Annotated in this window: 14 protein-coding genes; 9 read left to right on the top strand and 5 right to left on the bottom strand. The window is 72.9% G+C overall.

From position 1 onward, the window contains the following. The first annotated feature begins 59 nt into the window (after positions 1 to 59). Genes Csp2054_RS13160 through holA form a run of 3 tightly spaced genes read left to right on the top strand, consistent with a single transcriptional unit; the run spans position 60 to position 4,297 of the window. Positions 60 to 779: a ComEA family DNA-binding protein gene (locus Csp2054_RS13160; protein WP_096899812.1), complete on the top strand. Its 720-nt coding sequence runs from the start codon at positions 60 to 62 to the stop codon at positions 777 to 779. Continuing rightward, positions 766 to 3,414 carry a ComEC/Rec2 family competence protein gene (locus tag Csp2054_RS13155; RefSeq protein WP_096899809.1) on the top strand — a complete coding sequence of 883 codons (2,649 nt, stop codon included), beginning with the start codon at positions 766 to 768 and terminating at the stop codon, positions 3,412 to 3,414. The genes Csp2054_RS13160 and Csp2054_RS13155 overlap by 14 nt, the downstream gene beginning before the upstream one ends. Beyond that, the gene (holA, locus tag Csp2054_RS18590; protein WP_255252747.1) at positions 3,314 to 4,297 is read left to right on the top strand and encodes a DNA polymerase III subunit delta; all 984 of its coding nucleotides are present in this window, start codon (positions 3,314 to 3,316) and stop codon (positions 4,295 to 4,297) included. The genes Csp2054_RS13155 and holA overlap by 101 nt, the downstream gene beginning before the upstream one ends. Before the next feature lie 173 nt (positions 4,298 to 4,470). Here holA and rpsT read toward each other — a convergent pair whose 3' ends face one another. Further along, the gene (gene rpsT / locus Csp2054_RS13145) at positions 4,471 to 4,731 is read right to left on the bottom strand and encodes a 30S ribosomal protein S20 (protein WP_058725860.1); all 261 of its coding nucleotides are present in this window, start codon (positions 4,729 to 4,731) and stop codon (positions 4,471 to 4,473) included. 268 nt (positions 4,732 to 4,999) lie between these two features. On the opposite strand from rpsT, the gene Csp2054_RS13140 reads away from it, so the two are divergent. The 3 genes from Csp2054_RS13140 to Csp2054_RS13130 all read left to right on the top strand — a co-directional run bounded on the left by Csp2054_RS13140 (position 5,000) and on the right by Csp2054_RS13130 (position 8,919). Next, positions 5,000 to 6,166, top strand: coding sequence for a pyridoxal phosphate-dependent aminotransferase (locus Csp2054_RS13140; RefSeq protein WP_096899805.1), 1,167 nt, complete (start codon positions 5,000 to 5,002; stop codon positions 6,164 to 6,166). Positions 6,167 to 6,381: 215 nt separating this feature from the next. After that, positions 6,382 to 8,229: a translation elongation factor 4 gene (gene lepA / locus Csp2054_RS13135; RefSeq protein WP_096899804.1), complete on the top strand. Its 1,848-nt coding sequence runs from the start codon at positions 6,382 to 6,384 to the stop codon at positions 8,227 to 8,229. 42 nt (positions 8,230 to 8,271) lie between these two features. Further along, on the top strand, positions 8,272 to 8,919 hold the full coding sequence (locus tag Csp2054_RS13130; RefSeq protein WP_096899803.1) for a DUF1990 family protein: 648 nt from the start codon (positions 8,272 to 8,274) through the stop codon (positions 8,917 to 8,919). A gap of 49 nt (positions 8,920 to 8,968) precedes the next feature. Here the strand turns inward: Csp2054_RS13130 and Csp2054_RS13125 are convergent, their stop codons facing one another. Both Csp2054_RS13125 and Csp2054_RS13120 read right to left on the bottom strand, forming a co-directional pair. Beyond that, positions 8,969 to 9,652 (bottom strand): response regulator, encoded by a 684-nt coding sequence (locus Csp2054_RS13125; RefSeq protein ID WP_096899802.1) that lies wholly within the window; start codon positions 9,650 to 9,652, stop codon positions 8,969 to 8,971. After that, the gene (locus Csp2054_RS13120) at positions 9,649 to 11,082 is read right to left on the bottom strand and encodes an ATP-binding protein (protein ID WP_096899800.1); all 1,434 of its coding nucleotides are present in this window, start codon (positions 11,080 to 11,082) and stop codon (positions 9,649 to 9,651) included. The genes Csp2054_RS13125 and Csp2054_RS13120 overlap by 4 nt, the downstream gene beginning before the upstream one ends. Positions 11,083 to 11,192: 110 nt before the next feature. Here Csp2054_RS13120 and Csp2054_RS13115 point away from each other — a divergent pair, with 110 nt between their 5' ends. Further along, complete coding sequence (locus Csp2054_RS13115; RefSeq protein ID WP_096899798.1) at positions 11,193 to 12,656, top strand: cation:dicarboxylate symporter family transporter; 1,464 nt, start codon at positions 11,193 to 11,195, stop codon at positions 12,654 to 12,656. A 180-nt stretch (positions 12,657 to 12,836) separates the two neighbouring features. On the opposite strand, the gene Csp2054_RS13110 is transcribed toward Csp2054_RS13115, so the two are convergent. Further along, entirely contained in the window at positions 12,837 to 13,538 is a 702-nt protein-coding gene (locus Csp2054_RS13110) for an HAD family hydrolase (RefSeq protein ID WP_176491701.1), read from the bottom strand. 28 nt (positions 13,539 to 13,566) lie between these two features. On the opposite strand from Csp2054_RS13110, the gene hemW reads away from it, so the two are divergent. Beyond that, positions 13,567 to 14,802, top strand: coding sequence for a radical SAM family heme chaperone HemW (hemW, locus tag Csp2054_RS13105; protein WP_096899794.1), 1,236 nt, complete (start codon positions 13,567 to 13,569; stop codon positions 14,800 to 14,802). Positions 14,803 to 14,825: 23 nt separating this feature from the next. On the opposite strand, the gene Csp2054_RS13100 is transcribed toward hemW, so the two are convergent. Beyond that, entirely contained in the window at positions 14,826 to 15,215 is a 390-nt protein-coding gene (locus Csp2054_RS13100) for a DUF4870 domain-containing protein (RefSeq protein ID WP_255252743.1), read from the bottom strand. 108 nt (positions 15,216 to 15,323) lie between these two features. On the opposite strand from Csp2054_RS13100, the gene hrcA reads away from it, so the two are divergent. Beyond that, positions 15,324 to 16,343 carry a heat-inducible transcriptional repressor HrcA gene (hrcA, locus tag Csp2054_RS13095; protein WP_096899792.1) on the top strand — a complete coding sequence of 340 codons (1,020 nt, stop codon included), beginning with the start codon at positions 15,324 to 15,326 and terminating at the stop codon, positions 16,341 to 16,343. Positions 16,344 to 16,438: the final 95 nt, after the last annotated feature.

Genomic DNA, 16,438 nt, shown 5'->3' with positions numbered 1-16,438 from the left:
GTCCACGGATCGTCGTCGGCGGGCCCGGCTCGACTGCCGGGTTCCGTACGGTTCCCGGCATGTCGACACGCTTCAGCATCTCCCCACGGACGGCGGTCGTCATCGCGGCCGCCGTCGTGGTCGTGGCGTTGGTGGTGGTGCTCCTCGGTGCCCGGTCCGGCGTGCCCGACGGGCCGGGCACGGTGGTCGTCACCGGAGCGCCGACCGCGGACGCCCCCTCCGGTGGCCCGTCCCGCGCGGCGGCGTCGGTGCCGGCTGCGACGTCCGCCACGCCCTCGGGTCCCGCGGCCGTGGTGGTGTACGTGACCGGGGCGGTCCGGCGCGCGGGTGTGCTGTCGTTGCCGGTCGGCAGCCGGGTCGACGCGGCGATCGAGCGGGCCGGGGGAGCGGATCGCGACGCCGACCTGGGTCGGTTGAACCTCGCGAGGGTGCTCGTCGACGGTGAGCGGGTGTGGGTGCCCCGTGTCGGCGAGACCGCGCCGCCCTCCGTGCTCGGTCCGGACACCGGGACGTCCGCCGGCGCGTCCGGCACGGGGTCGTCCGGGGGCGGGGCGTCGGGGACCGGGGGAGACCCCGGTGCGTCGGCGGCCGTGATCGACCTCAACAGCGCCGACGCCACCGCGCTCGACAGCCTGCCCGGGATCGGACCGGCGCTCGCGGAGCGGATCGTCGCGTGGCGGGACGAGCACGGGCCGTTCCGCGCGGTGGAGGACCTGCTCGAGGTCAGCGGCATCGGTGACGCGAAGTTCGCGGAGCTCCGGGACCGTGTCCGCGTCTGACGGAGCGGGCGGAGCGGCCCGGGCGACCCTCGGGGCACGGCTCGCCGACCTGCGCACCGCCGGGCCGGCCGCGATCGGCTGGGTCGTCGTCGCGGTGCTCGTCGGCGTACCGGAGGCGGCGGTCGCCGTCACCGTTGCCGCTGTCGTCGTCGCCGGTCTCGGTGTGCTGCTGCTCACCCGGTCACGGTCCGACGCGGGAACGCTCCGGTGGGGGTCGTCGCGCGCGGGAGTGGTGGCGGCGATCGCATCGGTCTGTGTCATCGCGTCGTTGCTGGTGGCGCTCCTCGGGGTCGCGGTGGTCGTCGGACAGGAGCGCCGGCAGCCAGGGGCGGTCGTCGAGGCGGCCGGGCGGACGGCGTCCGTCGTCGTGACGCTCGACCGCGACCTCGGACCGGGTGACCGGAGCGTCACGGGTCGGCTGACCGAGATCCGTGCCGACCGGGACCTGCGCGTTCCCGTCCGCCTGGTGCCGGACGCCGGTGCCGTGCCCGGACGGATCGCCGCCGGGGCGGTCGTGCGCGCGAGCGCGGTGCTCGAACCGGACGCGGCCGGGTCGCCGTCCGCTGCGGTGCTGTTCGTCCGCGGGCCGTTGGCGGTCGAGCCGCCCGCCGGCTTCGCAGCGGTGACCGACCACGCTCGTCGGGCGTTCGCAGCCGTGACGTCCCGACTGCCGGAGCCGGGCGGAACCCTGCTCCGCGGACTGGCGATCGGTGACCGCAACGGCCTGGACCCGGACACCGAAGCGGCGATGGAGCGGGCTGCGCTGACCCACCTGACCGCGGTGTCCGGAGCGAACTGCGCCGTCGTCATCGGTCTGGTGGTCCTGCTCGGCCGCGCGTGCGGGCTGCCGCGGGTGGCCCGGGTGGTCGTCGCGGTGCCGCTGCTGCTCGCGTTCGTGGCGTTGGTCCGGCCGGACCCGTCGATCGTCCGCGCCTCGGTGATGGCAGTCGTCGTGCTCGTCGTGCACCTCGCGGGACGCCCCGCGCGCGGTGTGCCGCTCATCGCCCTCGCGGTCATCGGGATGCTCGTCGCCGACCCCTGGTACGCCCGCTCGTTCGCGTTCGCGCTGTCCGTCCTCGCGACCACCGGCATCGTGGTCGTCGCCCCGCCGCTCGTCGACCTCCTGGCGCGTCGCCTCTGGACACCGGTCGCGGCAGCGGTCGCCGTCCCGGTCGCTGCTCAGCTCGCGTGCTGGCCCGTGACGATCCCGTTGGCACCGACGGTGCCGACGTACGCGGTGCCGGCGAACCTCGTCACCGAGCCGCTCGCCCCGGTCGTCACCGTGGTCGGGCTCGGCTCGTGCCTGCTCGCGCCGGTGTGGCCGGACGGGGCGTCGGTGCTCGCCGCGGTGGCGTGGGTGCCGGCGACCGCGATCGGCGGCGTCGCGCACGGTGTCGATGCGCTCCCGGCGGCGTCCGCACCCTGGCCCGCCGGAGTCGTCGGTGTGGTCCTCGCGGCGACGGTGTGCGCGGGGGTGGTCGTCGCGGTGTTCGTCCGCGGGCTCCTGCGACTCTGCTCCCTGCTCGCCGCGGCGGTGGTCCTCGTCGTCGGCATCGGGCTCGTGGCGGTCCCGGAGCTCGTCGTGCGGGGGAGCGTCCCCGACGACTGGACGATGGCGGCGTGCGACGTCGGCCAGGGTGACGCCGTCCTGCTGCGCTCGGCGGGGGCGACCGCCCTCGTCGACACCGGCGACGACCCGGTGCTGCTGCGGGCCTGCCTGGTCCTGCTCGAGGTGCGGCAGATCGACCTCCTCGTGCTCACCCACTTCGACCGTGACCACGTCGGCGCCGTCGGCGAGGTCGTCCAGGACGTCGTGCAGGCGATGGTCGGCCCGACCGGGCGGCCAGCGGACGAGCGCACCGTGCGGACGCTGCGGGACGCGGGCGTCGACGTGCGGACACCCACGGCCGGCGCGGGCGGCCGCATCGGCGACCTGGGCTTCGAGGTGCTCTGGCCGGGGCCGGGAGCGGTGCCGGGCAACGCCGCGAGCATCGTGCTCCGCACCACGCCCGGTCCCGGGTGCACGGGGTGCGTCTCCGCGGTGCTGCTCGGCGACCTCGGGGAGGCGGCGCAACGACGACTGCGGACGCACGGCGGTGCCGACGAGCGTGTCGACGTGGTCAAGGTGTCGCACCACGGGTCGGCCGACCAGGACCCGGCCCTCTACCGTGCGCTCGGCGCTCGTGTCGGACTGATCGGGGTCGGAGCGGACAACTCCTACGGCCACCCGACCCGGGCGCTGCTCGACACGCTCCGCGCCGTCGGAACCACGGCGTTCCGGACCGACCTCGACGGCACGATCGTCGTCACGGGCACAGCGGCCGGCCCACGGGTGTGGACCGAGCGCTCGGAGTCGGCGGCGCGTGCGGCGACACCCGAGGCGGCGCGCGAGGCGCCGCGGACGACGGGACCACCAGCCGCGTCGGCCGCGTCGGTGGGCGGCCGTAGGATCGACAGCGCGACCACGTCACCGCCGGTCGCAGCACCGGAAGGACCGCATGCCCGCCAAGAAGCCCGCGCGCGCCACCGCGAAGATCGACCAGGTCCCGTGGTCGGGGATCCGGCCCGCACCGGTCGTGCTCGTCACCGGCCCGGAGCAGTTCCTGGCCGAGCGCGCAGTCGGCGCCCTCCGTGACCTGCTCGTCGGCGAGGACCCGGCGCTCGAGGTGCACGACCTCGAGGCCGACCAGTACGCACCGGGCCTGCTCGCGACCCTGGCGAGTCCGTCATTGTTCGGTGAACCGCGACTCGTGCGGGTGACGAACGTCGAGAAGTGCACGGACGCGTTCATCGCCGAGACGATCGCCTACCTCCAGGCTCCGGCGGACGACGTCACCCTCGTGCTCCGCCACGGGGGCGGCATGCGCGGGAAGAAGCTGCTCGACACCATCCGCAGCGGGGTCGGCGGCGGCGTCGAGGTGCAGTGCGACGAACTGAAGCGGGACACCGACCGCGTCGACTTCGTGAACGCCGAGTTCCGCGCCGCACGCCGCAGGATCGCTCCCTCGGCGGTCCGCACCCTGGTGGCTGCGTTCGCCGACGACCTCGCCGAGCTGGCCGCAGCCTGCCGACAGCTCCTCGCCGACTCGGCGGACGAGATCACCGACAAGGTGGTCGACAAGTACTACGGCGGCCGCGTCGAGACCAACGCCTTCAAGGTGGCCGACATCGCCCTGGCCGGACGGTCCGCTCCGGCGATCGTCGAGCTGCGCCACGCCCTGGCGACCGGCGAGGCACCCGTGCCGATCGTCGCCGCGTTCGCGAGCAAGATCCGGACGATGGCGAAGGTCAGCGCGTTCCGCGGACCCAGCGGTCAGGCCGCCTCCGCCCTCGGCATGGCGCCGTGGCAGGTCCAGCGTGCACAGCGGGACGTCGCCGGATGGAGCGAAGCCGGGCTCGCGAACGCGATCCTCAGCATCGCCGCGGCCGACACCGCGGTGAAGGGCGGTTCTCGTGACGCGCACTACGCGCTCGAGGTGATGGTCCGGACGATCGCGCGGCGGGGCGAGGAGCGCTGACCCGCTGTCGCACGTCTCGGACGACGAAGCACGCGTCGATCGACCGGTGCGTCGTCGAACCGTGGGCGTTTCGACGCCCCGGGCCCGGGCCGGGGCCCGGGCCCGGGCCGGGTCCGCACGAACGACGAAGGCCCCGCACCGGACGGTGCGGGGCCTTCGAGCAAGCGTCCGACTCAGAGAGCCGAGACCTTCTTGGCGATCGCCGACTTGCGGTTCGCCGCCTGGTTCTTGTGGATGACGCCCTTGCTCACGGCCTTGTCGAGCTTCTTCGACGCGAGGGCCAGGGCCGCGACGGCCTTGTCCTTGTCGCCCGAGGCGATCGCCTCGTTGGTGTGGCGGATGTACGTCTTGAGCTCCGAGCGGTACGCCTTGTTCCGCTCAGTGGCCTTGAGGTTGGTCTTGATGCGCTTGATCTGCGACTTGATGTTCGCCATGCGTGGTGCTCCTGTTCGTCTCTACGGGTGGTCGCGACCGCTGGGTAGAGGGGCCCTTGGTCGCATCGCGTTCCACCCGTGGGCGGGGAACGCGGAAGCCAGCCACCAACACTACCAGGAGCCGGGCCAGCGGCCAAAGCAACACGGCCTGGGAACCGGCCGGGACCGCACCGCAACACGGCCTGGGAACCGGCCGGGACCGCACCGCAACACGGCCTGGGAACCGGCCGAAACCGCACCGCAACACGGCATCGCTACGGTGACGACCATGCCATCGCTCGCGCCCCGAATCGAGACCGTCCCCGCCTCCGGCATCCGCAGGGTCTTCGAGCAGGCCGCCCTCCTCCGCGAGGACGGCACCGACGTCACCATGCTCGTCGTCGGCGAACCGGACGTCCCGGTCGCGCCGCACATCGGCGAGGCCGCCCGTCGCGCCTGGACCGAGGACCGCACCGACTACACGCCGAACGGCGGCATCGCGCCGCTCCGGCAGGCGATCCGCGACAAGCTCCTGCGGGAGAACCGCATCGAGGTCGACCTCGAGCAGGTGTGGATGACGATCGGCGCGACCCAGGCGCTCTTCCAGGCGATGACGCTCGTGCTCAGCCCGGGGGACGAGGTCCTCGTGCCCGACCCGGGCTACACGACGTTCACGATGAACGCCCACATCCTCGGCGCGGTCCCGGTGCCGTACCAGCTCAGCCCGCAGCACGGCTTCGAGCCGGACCTCGCCGCGCTCGAGGCGAGCATCACCGACCGCACCCGGGCGATCATCGTGAACTCGCCGTCGAACCCGCTCGGCTCGGTGTTCGGCGAGGAGACCCTCCGTGACCTCCTGGCGATGGCGCAGCGGCACGACCTCTGGGTGATCAGCGACGAGGTCTACGAGTACTTCACCTACGGCACCCGGCACGTGAGCATGGCCGCGCTCGACGACGACGACCGCGTGTTCTCGGTCTTCTCGTTGAGCAAGACGTACGCCATGACCGGCGTCCGCGTCGGCTACCTCGTGACGCCGAGGGGCCTCGGCGCGACGATGCGGACCACGCAGGAGGCGATGATCAGCTGCGTGGCCGAGCCCGACCAGTACGCGGCGCTCGCGGCGATCGTGGGGGACCACTCGGCCGTGCGGGACGCCCGGGAGCACTACCGCACCAACCTCGAGGTCGCGAAGGAGGTGCTCGACGCCTCGGGGATCCGCTACCTCGACCCGCGCGGCGCGTTCTACCTCTGGGTCGACGTGTCGCACGCCACCGACGGGGACGTCGCCGAGTGGGCGCTCGCGCTGCTGCAGCGCGAGCACGTGGCGGTCGCCCCCGGCAGCGCCTTCGGCCGCACGGGCGAGGGCTGGATCCGCGTCTGTCTGGCGGCGACGGCGGACGACCTGCGGCGCGGCCTGGGCGCGCTGCCCGCGCCCGTCAGGGCGACCGTCTGACGGACAGGGCCCACGCCGCCGGTTCCGACCCGACGCGCCAGCGGCGGGTCGGCCGTGCCGGTGGGGCGAGGCGCGGTGCGGGCCCGCCCCGTGCCTCCTGTCCGTCCTGCACAGCGGCCAGGGCGCCGCGGTCCTCCACAGGTCGGCTCGCGGATGCGCGCTGCCCGGACGAGGACGTGGGACAATCGTTCGACCGTCCCGACCCCTGAGGAACCGTGAGCCCACAAGCATCCGCGCCGCTCGAGCCCGCCGCGACCCCGGCCGAGGCGATCCGCAACTTCTGCATCATCGCGCACATCGACCACGGCAAGTCCACGCTGGCCGACCGCATGCTGCAGATCACCGGCATCGTCGAGGAGCGGGCGATGCGCGCGCAGTACCTCGACCGCATGGACATCGAGCGCGAGCGCGGCATCACGATCAAGTCGCAGGCCGTCCGCATGCCGTGGGAGCTCGACGGCAGGACGTTCGCGCTCAACATGATCGACACGCCGGGGCACGTCGACTTCTCGTACGAGGTCTCCCGGTCGCTCGCCGCGTGCGAGGGCGCGATCCTCCTCGTCGACGCCGCGCAGGGGATCGAGGCCCAGACGCTCGCGAACCTGTACCTGGCGCTCGAGAACGACCTCGAGATCATCCCGGTCCTCAACAAGATCGACCTGCCCGCGGCCGAGCCCGAGAAGTACGCGGCCGAGCTCGCGCAGCTCATCGGCGGCTCGCCGGACGACGTCCTCCGCGTCTCCGGCAAGACGGGCGTCGGCGTGCCGGAGCTCCTCGACCGCGTGGTGAACACCGTCCCGGCCCCGGTCGGCAACGTGGACGCCGAGCCCCGCGCGATGATCTTCGACTCGGTGTACGACAGCTACCGCGGCGTCGTGACCTACGTGCGGATGGTGGACGGCACCATCAAGCCGCGCGAGAAGGTCCAGATGATGTCGACGAAGACGACGCACGAGATCCTCGAGATCGGTGTGTCGTCGCCGGAGCCGAAGCCGACGAAGGGCCTCAGCGTCGGCGAGGTCGGCTACCTGATCACCGGTGTGAAGGACGTCCGCCAGTCCAAGGTGGGCGACACGGTCACGAACGCGCAGAAGCCCGCGACCGACGCGCTGCCGGGCTACACCGACCCGAAACCGATGGTCTTCTCGGGTCTGTACCCGATCGACGGCTCCGACTACCCGGACCTCCGCGAAGCGCTCGACAAGCTCAAGCTCTCCGACGCCGCCCTCGTGTACGAGCCCGAGACCTCCGTGGCGCTCGGCTTCGGCTTCCGCTGCGGGTTCCTCGGTCTGCTGCACCTCGAGATCATCACCGAGCGGCTCTCGCGCGAGTTCGGCCTCGACCTCATCACGACCGCGCCGAGCGTGATCTACGACGTCACGACCGAGGACGGTGCCACGGTCGAGGTCACGAACCCGTCCGAGTTCCCGTCCGGCCGCATCGTCGAGGTCCGCGAGCCGATGGTCCGTGCCGCGATCCTCGCGCCGAAGGACTACGTCGGCGCGATCATGGAGCTGTGCCAGTCGCGCCGCGGCTCGCTGCTCGGCATGGAGTACCTCGGCGAGGACCGCGTCGAGCTCCGGTACCAGATCCCGCTCGGCGAGATCGTGTTCGACTTCTTCGACCAGCTGAAGAGCAAGACGCAGGGGTACGCCTCGCTCGACTACGAGCCCTCGGGTGACCAGGCGGCCGACCTCGTCAAGGTCGACATCCTGCTCCAGGGCGACCAGGTCGACGCGTTCAGCGCGATCGTGCACCGGGACAAGGCGTACGCGTACGGCACGATGATGGCCGAACGGCTCCGCAAGCTCATCCCTCGCCAGCAGTTCGAGGTCCCGATCCAGGCCGCGATCGGCGCGCGCATCATCGCCCGCGAGAACATCCGGGCGATGCGCAAGGACGTCCTCGCGAAGTGCTACGGCGGTGACATCACCCGCAAGCGCAAGCTCCTCGAGAAGCAGAAGGAGGGCAAGAAGCGCATGAAGATGGTCGGACGGGTCGAGGTCCCGCAGGAGGCCTTCATCGCGGCACTCTCCGGCGACGTGGAAGAGAAGAAGAAGTAGGCCGGTCCGCCGAGGATCGCGCCCGCAAGTAGGCTGGAGCGCATGAGTTCCCGCGGCTACTACCGGACCGCCCTGACGTACGGAGCCGTGGGCGCGACCCAGGCACCGGACCTCATGACGTACCCGCCGGAGGGGTTCACCCCGTCGGAGTCCCGTGCGCGCATCGGCCACGGCGACGCCCGCTTCGAGACCGCCGTGACCCAGGCGCTGACGTGGCAGATCCAGGAGCGCAGCGGCATCCGGGTGCAGGTGGACGACCAGCCCGACGACGACGAGGTCCGGTACAACCCGGTGACCTTCGACGAGCACGGTGTGCCGATCGCGCCGGCGTCGATCGGGACGCCCAAGGTCGAGAAGTTCGCGGCCGACGGAACGCCCCTGCTGACCGCGGGCACCACCGCGACCCTCACGATGCACGCCTTCGGGCAGACCGTGCACGCGCCCGTGCGGGTGGTGTCGATCATCGACGAACCGGACCGCAAGGGCTTCGCGTACGGCACGCTCGAGGGGCACCCGCTCTCCGGCGAGGAGTCCTTCGTCGTGGAACGCACGACGGACGGTTCGGTGTGGCTGCAGCTCCGTCAGTTCTCGCAGCCGTCGAGCCGCCGGTGGCGCTTCGTCGAGCCGCTGCTCCGCCGGCAGCAGAAGGTGATGGCCGAGAAGTACCTGGCGGCGCTCCGCGGCGACTGACCCGACCGACGGGCGACGAGCCGACCGACGGGCGACGAGCCGAGGCTCCTCAGCTCCGCCAGCGGTACTCCGACACGGGCCGCCCGGGCGTGCCGTACCGCGCCGCCCGCTCGGCCGCGCCCACGCCGACGAGGTGCTCGAGGTACCGGCGGGCGACCACGCGGGACAGCCCGAGCCGCGTCCCCGTCTCCGCGGCCGACAGCCCGTCGGCCGCCCGGAGGGTGCGGGCCACCAGGTCGAGGGTCTCCTGCGACAGCCCCTTGGGCGTCGAGGTCCGGCTGACCGGTCGGAGCGCCCCGAACAGCGCGTCGATCTCGTGCTGGGTCGGCAGGCTCCCGGTGTCCGTCGCCTGCCGGTGGTAGGCACGGTACTGCTCGAGGCGGGCGCGCAGGTCACCGGCGGTGAACGGCTTCACGAGGTAGTGCGCGACGCCGAGTGCGGCCATCCGACGGACCGTGTCGGCGTCGTGGACGGCGGTCACGGCGAACACGTCGACCCGTGCTCCGGTCGCTCGGAGCCCGCGGACCAGGTCGAGCCCCGATCCGTCGGGCAGCGTGACGTCGACGAGGGCGAGGTCGACCCGGGCCATGACGGCCGGGTCGCGGAGCGCGGTGACGGCCTCGCGCGCCGAGGTGCACTCGGCGGTCACCCGGAAGCCCTCGACCCGTTCGACGAGGGTGCGGTGCAGCTCGAGGGTCAGTGGGTCGTCCTCGACGAGCATGACCCCGATCACGGGGTGTCCCCGGCGGGGAGCCGCACCACGAACCGCGTCGGGTCGTGGTGCACGGTCACGGTGCCGCCGGCCTGGTCGACCACGGACCGCACGAGCGCGAGCCCGATGCCCCGGCTCGACGGTGCCGCCGTCACCGCCGGGGCCGCGGTCGTCGGCCTGGCGGTCGGCACCGCGTGCTGCGGGGTCCCGACGGCGCCGCCGTCAGCGGCCGACTTGGTGCTCCACCCGCGCTCGAACACGCGCGATCGGTGCGCCGGGGCGATGCCGGCCCCGCTGTCGGCGACCTCGATCTCGAGGACCCGACCCGCGCCTCCCGACCGGTCCGCACCCGCGCCTCCCGACCGGTCCGAACCCGCATCGCGACCGATCTCGAGGACCCGGCCCGCGCCTCCCGACCGGTCCGCACCCTGCCCGCGCACCGCGACCCGGACCCAGCGCGGAGCGGACCCGTCCGCCGCGGCGTCCAGCGCGTTGTCGACGAGGTTGCCGACCACGGCGACGAGGTCCACGGGCCGGACGTCGGGCGTCGGGACGTCCGGTTCGATCTCGGCCTGCCACCCGATGTGGCGTTCGCCCGCCTGCGAGGCCTTGCCGAGCAGCAGCGCCGCCACCGTCGGGTCACCGCCACGCACGTGGTCGACGAGGTGCTGGGCGTCCCGGGCACCCTCGGTGAGGAGCGTGACCGCCTCGTCACTCCGGTCGAGCTCGATGAGGGTCACCGCCGTGTGGACGCGGTTCGCGTGCTCGTGCTGCTGGGACCGGAGGGCTTCGCCGAGGGTGCGGACCGACTCGACCGACGCCACCGCGTCGCGCACCGCGCCCGGCGGGAGGTCGCCGAGCACGCGGCGGGTCGTGCGGCGCGCCAGGAACGCCGACGCCACGCCGAGCAGGAACACCGCGAGCGCCACGGCGATCGCGAACGGCAGTCGCTCGCCGACCTGCGCGCCGATCCGGTCGACGGTGATGCCCGTCGCGACCCAGCCGACGAGACGGTCGCCGTCGCGGACGGGCACGATGGTCCGCACCGACGGACCGAGCGTGCCGGTGGTGCGCTCCGTCAGGACGCGTGGCGTGTCGGGGACGGTCCCGATGTAGTGACGCCCCACCTCGGCCGGGTCGGGGTGCGTCACCCGCACGCCGTCCGGCGTCATGATCGTCACGAACGCGGCGCCGCTGGTCCGTTCGGCCCGCGTCGCGACGGGTTGCAGCAGCCGGGAGGCACGGCTGCGGTCCTCCTGCAGGGCCGCGACGGTCCGTGGGTCGGCCGCCAACCCCGTGGCGACGGCCCGGGTCACGTCGGTCGCGCCGGACTCCGCCGCGCGGCGCGCGTCGAGGACGAGCAGGACGGCGAGCAGCGCCGTCACGAGGACGACGCCGGCGGTGACGACGAGGAACACCCGCGCTGCCGTGCTGCTGCGGCTCGCCTGCATGGTTCCTCCGGACGTCGGTGTCGTGCGACCAATTCGACCACAAGTCGCGCGCTCCGCGGCACGGACGGGATGCTGACGACCGGACGACGACGTCCCCGAAGGAGGCACCGATGGCTCTCGACCGTTCCGACCGAGCCGGTCTCGCCGACACTCCCCGGCGTCCGGGCTCGGCGCGCCGACGACCGGCACCGCACACCTGGCTCTACCTGTCGGTCATCGCGGCCGTCGTGCTCGGCGCCCTCGTCGGCCTGGCGTTCCCCGCGTTCGCCCAGACCCTCAAGCCGCTCGGCGACGGGTTCGTGGCGCTCATCCACATGATGATCGCGCCCATCATCTTCTGCACGATCGTGGTCGGTGTCGGCTCGATCGCCAAGGCGGCCACGGTCGGCAAGATCGGCGGGCTCGCGCTCGGGTACTTCCTCGTGATGTCCACCGTCGCGCTCGCGATCGGGCTCGTCGTCGGCAACGTCGTCCACCCGGGCGACCACCTCGACATGCGCTCCGCCACGTACCAGGCGGCGGGCGAGGCCACCTCCACGCACGACTTCGTGCTCGGCATCATCCCCACGAGCCTGTTCTCCGCGTTCACCGAGGGCAGCGTGCTGCAGGTGCTGTTCGTCGCCCTGCTCGTCGGGTTCGTGCTGCAGCGCATGGGCCCGTCGGGGGAGCCCGTCATGCGGGTGGTCCGCAAGCTCCAGGAGGTCGTGTTCCGGATCCTCGGCATGGTGCTGTGGGTGGCTCCGGTCGGTGCGTTCGGTGCCATGGCCGCGGTCGTCGGGGCGACCGGTGCCGGAGCGATCGCGAGCCTCGGGCTGCTCATGGTCGCGTTCTACGTCACGTGCGTGCTCTTCATCGTGGTCGTGCTCGGCGCGCTGCTGTGGGCGGTCGCGCGGATCAACGTGCTGAGCCTCATGCGGTACCTCGGCAAGGAGTACCTGCTCATCGTCGGGACCTCGTCGTCGGAGTCGGCGCTGCCGCGGCTCATCGCGAAGATGGAGCACCTGGGGGTCGCGAAGCCCGTCGTCGGCATCACCGTGCCGACCGGGTACTCGTTCAACCTCGACGGCACCGCGATCTACCTGACGATGGCGTCGCTGTTCATCGCGAACGGCATGGGCCAGCCGATGAGCGTGGGGGAGCAGATCGGGCTCCTCGTGTTCATGGTGATCGCCTCGAAGGGCGCCGCGGGCGTGAGCGGTGCAGGCCTGGCGACCCTCGCTGGCGGGCTGCAGGCGTACCGGCCGGACCTGGTGAACGGCGTCGGGGTGATCGTCGGCGTGGACCGCTTCATGTCCGAGGGTCGGGCGCTGACGAACTTCACGGGCAACGCCGTGGCGACGGTGCTCGTCGGGCGCTGGACCCGGCAGTTCGACGCCGAGCGTGCGCGTCGGGTGCTGCGGGGCGAGCTGCCGTTCGACGAGTCGTCGGTGCAGGGGCACGACGTCGCACCGGTGCCGACGGCGTCGTCCGGGGCGGTCCCCGCGGCGGCCAGCGCGGTCCCCGCGGCGGACGGACCGGTCCCCGGCTCGGCTCAGACGTCCGCGGAGCGTGAGCGTCAGGCCGTCTCGAGCTGAGCCCGCCGTCGCGACGTCGGTGTCGCCCGGTCGACCACCCCGGTCGGCCGGGCGCCGTCGTCACCGGGCGGGCGCAGTCGTCACCCGGCGGCCGCCGTCGTCACCGGGCGGGCACCGTCGTCACCGGGCGGGCACCGTCGTCACCGGGCGGGCACCGTCGTCACCGGGCGGGCACCGTCGTCACCGGGTGGGCCGGAGCGCGGGCAGTGCGGCGATCGCCTCCTCGACGAGCTGCACGTCCTGCACCAGGTCCCGCGCCACGGCGACCGCACTCGTCGACCGGAGCGCCTCGACGTCGTAGACGCCGGTCGCGACGGCGAGGAACGGGATGCCGGCGGCGTCCGCGGCCTCGCCGTCCCGGGGGGTGTCGCCGACGATCACGGCCCGTTCGCCCGCGAGCGCGGACGCGGCCCGCCCGGTGACACCCGCGCGGTCGACCTCCTCGTCGCCGAAGAACGAGTGCACCCAGTCGAACGCCTCGAGGTCGAAGCCGGCGCCGCGGAGCTTCACGCGCGCGCGGTGCTCGGAGTTGCCGGTCAGCAGGCCGTTGCGCCACCCGAGGGTCGCGAAGCGCTGGACGAGCTCGCGTGCGCCGGGGGCGGGACGCCGGTGGTCGCCGGCACGGGAGCGCTCGTCGGTGAGGTCCCGGAGGTGCGCCGAGACGGTGGGGATGAGCGCGTCGTCGAAGTCGTGCGCGCGGACGTGCTCGGCGATGAGCCCCGCGTCGGTCCGACCGTGCTGGTGTCCGACCCGCAGCGCGAGGTCGCGACCGACGGCGCGCTCCAGGGCGAGGTGGTACAGGTTCCCCGGTGACGAGGCGTTCATCACGAGGGTGCCGTCGATGTCCCACAGCACCGTGGTGGGGACGGTGTGGTGCTCCATGCCTCCATCATGACCGACAATGGAGTCCATGCCGAGTGCTCTCCCGATCGCCGATCCCGCACCGTCGGACGGCCTGGTAGTCCCGGGCCCCGGCGCGGGCGAGGTCCCGTTCGGCGTCTACGTCCACGTGCCGTTCTGCCGGGTGCGCTGCGGCTACTGCGACTTCAACACCTACACGGCGTCCGAGCTCCGCGGGGTCCGCCGCGACGACTACGCCGGCCACGCGGTGCAGGAGATCCGGTTCGCCGCCGAGGTGCTCGACCGCTCGGGCGTGCCGCGCCGCCCGGTGTCCACCGTGTTCTTCGGCGGCGGGACCCCGACGATGCTGCCCGCGGAGGACCTCGTGATGATCCTCCGTGCGATCGACGACACGTGGGGGATCCTCCCCGGGGCCGAGGTCACGACCGAGGCGAACCCGGACTCGGTCGACGCCGACGCGATCGCGACCCTCCGGCGCGGCGGCTTCACCCGGATGAGCTACGGCATGCAGTCCGCCGTCCCGCACGTCCTGGCCACACTCGACCGCACGCACGACCCCGAGCGCGTCCCCGTCGTGGTGGACCTCGCCAAGCAGCAGGGGCTCGACGTGTCCCTCGACCTCATCTACTCGACGCCGGGTGAGTCCCTCGACGACTGGCGCAGCTCGCTCGACGCCGCGATCGCGTGCGCGCCCGACCACGTGTCGGCGTACTCGCTCATCGTCGAGGAGGGCACCGCGATGGGACGCATGGTCGCGCGCGGCGACCTGCCCGCGCCCGACGACGACCTCGCCGCCGACATGTACGAGCTGGCCGACGACGTCCTCGGCGCCGCCGGGTACTCGTGGTACGAGGTGTCGAACTGGGCACGGACCGGTCCGGACGGCGGCACGGCGGAGCACGCCAGCCGGCACAACCTGTCGTACTGGAAGGGCCACGACTGGTGGGGTGTCGGTCCGGGCGCGCACTCCGCGGTCGCCGGCACCCGCTGGTGGAACGTCAAGCACCCGGCCGCGTACGCGAACCGGGTGCTGGCGGGGGAGTCGCCGGCCGCGGGTCGCGAGACCCTCGACGACGACACCCGGTACGTCGAGCGCGTGCTCCTCGCGGCGCGCGTGCGCGGTGAACTCGCCACCTCGGAGCTCCGCCGGGAGGCCCGTGGCCGGGTCGCGGGGCTCATCGCACGTGGTCTCGTGGACGGTCCGGCCGCGGTGCGGGGCCGGGTCGAGTTGACCCGGCAGGGCCGGCTGCTCGCGGATGCGGTCGTCCGCGAGCTGCTCGACTGAGTCGTCGGCTGGCGGGCGCCCCGCTACTGCTTGATGAACTCGATCGCGAGCGGGTACTTGTAGAAGCGCCCCTGGTTCGCAGCGACGGCGGCCATGATCCCGAACACGACGGACAACACGCCCGTCGCCAGGAGGATGAGCAGCCCGATCCCGAGCCACGAGGTCAGCGTCCCGACGAAGTAGGCGATCGCCATCGTGATGTGGAAGTTGAGCGCGACCCGGGTGTGCTCGCGGACGAACTGGCCGCGGTCGCGCAGGACGAGGTAGGCGACCAGCGGAGCGATGAAGTTGAAGAAGATCCCGCCGATGTGGGTCAGCGTCGCCCAGAGCCGCTGGTCCTCCGGGCTCATCGGCTGCGGGGGCTGGTACTGCGGCGGGTACCCGGGGCCGCCGGGCTGCTGTCCGTAGCTCATGCGGGAAGCGTATCGGCAGGCGTGCGCGGAAGTCTCGGTCCGTCGGGGGTCGGGCGTAGGATCAGCAGTCGAGACATGAGAGTGCCAACGCGAACGGAAGGGGACCAGGTGGTCAGCGAACGCAGCCTCGAAGTCCTCAAGGCGATCGTGCGGGACTACGTCGCGTCGCGCGAGCCCGTCGGTTCCAAGACCATCGTCGACCGCCACGCCTTCGGGGTGAGCGCGGCGACGATCCGCAACGACATGGCCCAGCTCGAGGACGAGCAGCTCATCGTGGCGCCGCACACCTCGTCCGGGCGCGTGCCGACCGACAAGGGCTACCGGGTCTTCGTCGACCACCTCGCGGCGGCCCGACCGCTGTCGAGCGCCCAGCGCCACGCGATCGAGACCTTCCTCGGCGCCTCCGGGGACCTCGACGACGTGCTCGGGCGCACCGTGCGGCTGCTCAGCCAGCTCACCAACCAGGTGGCGCTCGTGCAGTACCCCTCGATGGTCCGGGCCCGCGTGCAGCACGTCGAGCTCGTGCGGCTCGGCGACACCCGGCTCATGGTCGTCCTCATCACGGACACCGCCCGGGTCGAGCAGCGCGTCGTCGAGTCCGACCTCACCCTCGACGAGTCCGCGCTCGGCGAGCTCCGGTCCGTGGTGAACGGGGCGACCGTCGGGCTCCTGCTCCAGGACGTGCCCGGGGCGCTCCGCGCGGTGCCCCAGCAGCTCCGACCCGACGTGCAGCCGCTCGCCGGGGTCGTCGTCGCGACGCTCATCGAGCAGGTGGCGTCGAACCGGCAGGACCGCCTGCTCATGGCCGGCGCGGCGAACCTCGCCAAGAGCGAGCAGGACTTCTCCGGCGGCCTCTTCCCCGTGCTCGAGGCGATCGAGGAACAGGTGACCCTGCTCCGGTTGTTCGGCGAGATGCAGGTCGACGACGTCGCCGTCGCGGCGAGCATCGGCGTCGAGAACGCCGAGTACGGGCTCGACGCGACGAGCATCGTGGCCGGCGGCTACCTGGCGGGCGGCGAGGTCGCACGCCTCGGCGTCCTCGGCCCGACCCGGATGGACTACGGCAGCAACATGGCCGCCGTCCGGGCGGTCGCTCGGTACCTGTCCAAGCTGCTGGGCGAACATTGACCGACCTGCGCCCCGCGCGGCGCGACCCGGGTGCCGGGCCGGCACCGTGCCTCCAGACCGGACCGTGGCGACCGCCGCGGCCGACCGACCGAACC

The sequence above is a fragment of the Curtobacterium sp. 'Ferrero' genome (assembly GCF_002412165.1).
Lineage (GTDB): Bacteria > Actinomycetota > Actinomycetes > Actinomycetales > Microbacteriaceae > Curtobacterium.
The sequence above is the reverse complement of the archived record's forward strand: the minus strand, read 5'-3'. Positions and strand labels throughout refer to the sequence as shown.

Bases quoted from the DNA above. Each gene is read 5' to 3' on its own strand.
- Csp2054_RS13115 (WP_096899798.1), top strand. From the start codon at position 11,193: ATGGCTCTCGACCGTTCCGACCGAGCCGGTCTCGCCGACACTCCCCGG.
- Csp2054_RS13130 (WP_096899803.1), top strand. From the start codon at position 8,272: ATGAGTTCCCGCGGCTACTACCGGACCGCCCTGACGTACGGAGCCGTG.
- Csp2054_RS13100 (WP_255252743.1), bottom strand. From the start codon at position 15,215: ATGAGCTACGGACAGCAGCCCGGCGGCCCCGGGTACCCGCCGCAGTAC.
- Csp2054_RS13160 (WP_096899812.1), top strand. From the start codon at position 60: ATGTCGACACGCTTCAGCATCTCCCCACGGACGGCGGTCGTCATCGCG.
- rpsT (WP_058725860.1), bottom strand. From the start codon at position 4,731: ATGGCGAACATCAAGTCGCAGATCAAGCGCATCAAGACCAACCTCAAG.
- Csp2054_RS13120 (WP_096899800.1), bottom strand. From the start codon at position 11,082: ATGCAGGCGAGCCGCAGCAGCACGGCAGCGCGGGTGTTCCTCGTCGTC.
- hemW (WP_096899794.1), top strand. From the start codon at position 13,567: ATGCCGAGTGCTCTCCCGATCGCCGATCCCGCACCGTCGGACGGCCTG.
- Csp2054_RS13140 (WP_096899805.1), top strand. From the start codon at position 5,000: ATGCCATCGCTCGCGCCCCGAATCGAGACCGTCCCCGCCTCCGGCATC.
- Csp2054_RS13110 (WP_176491701.1), bottom strand. From the start codon at position 13,538: ATGGAGCACCACACCGTCCCCACCACGGTGCTGTGGGACATCGACGGC.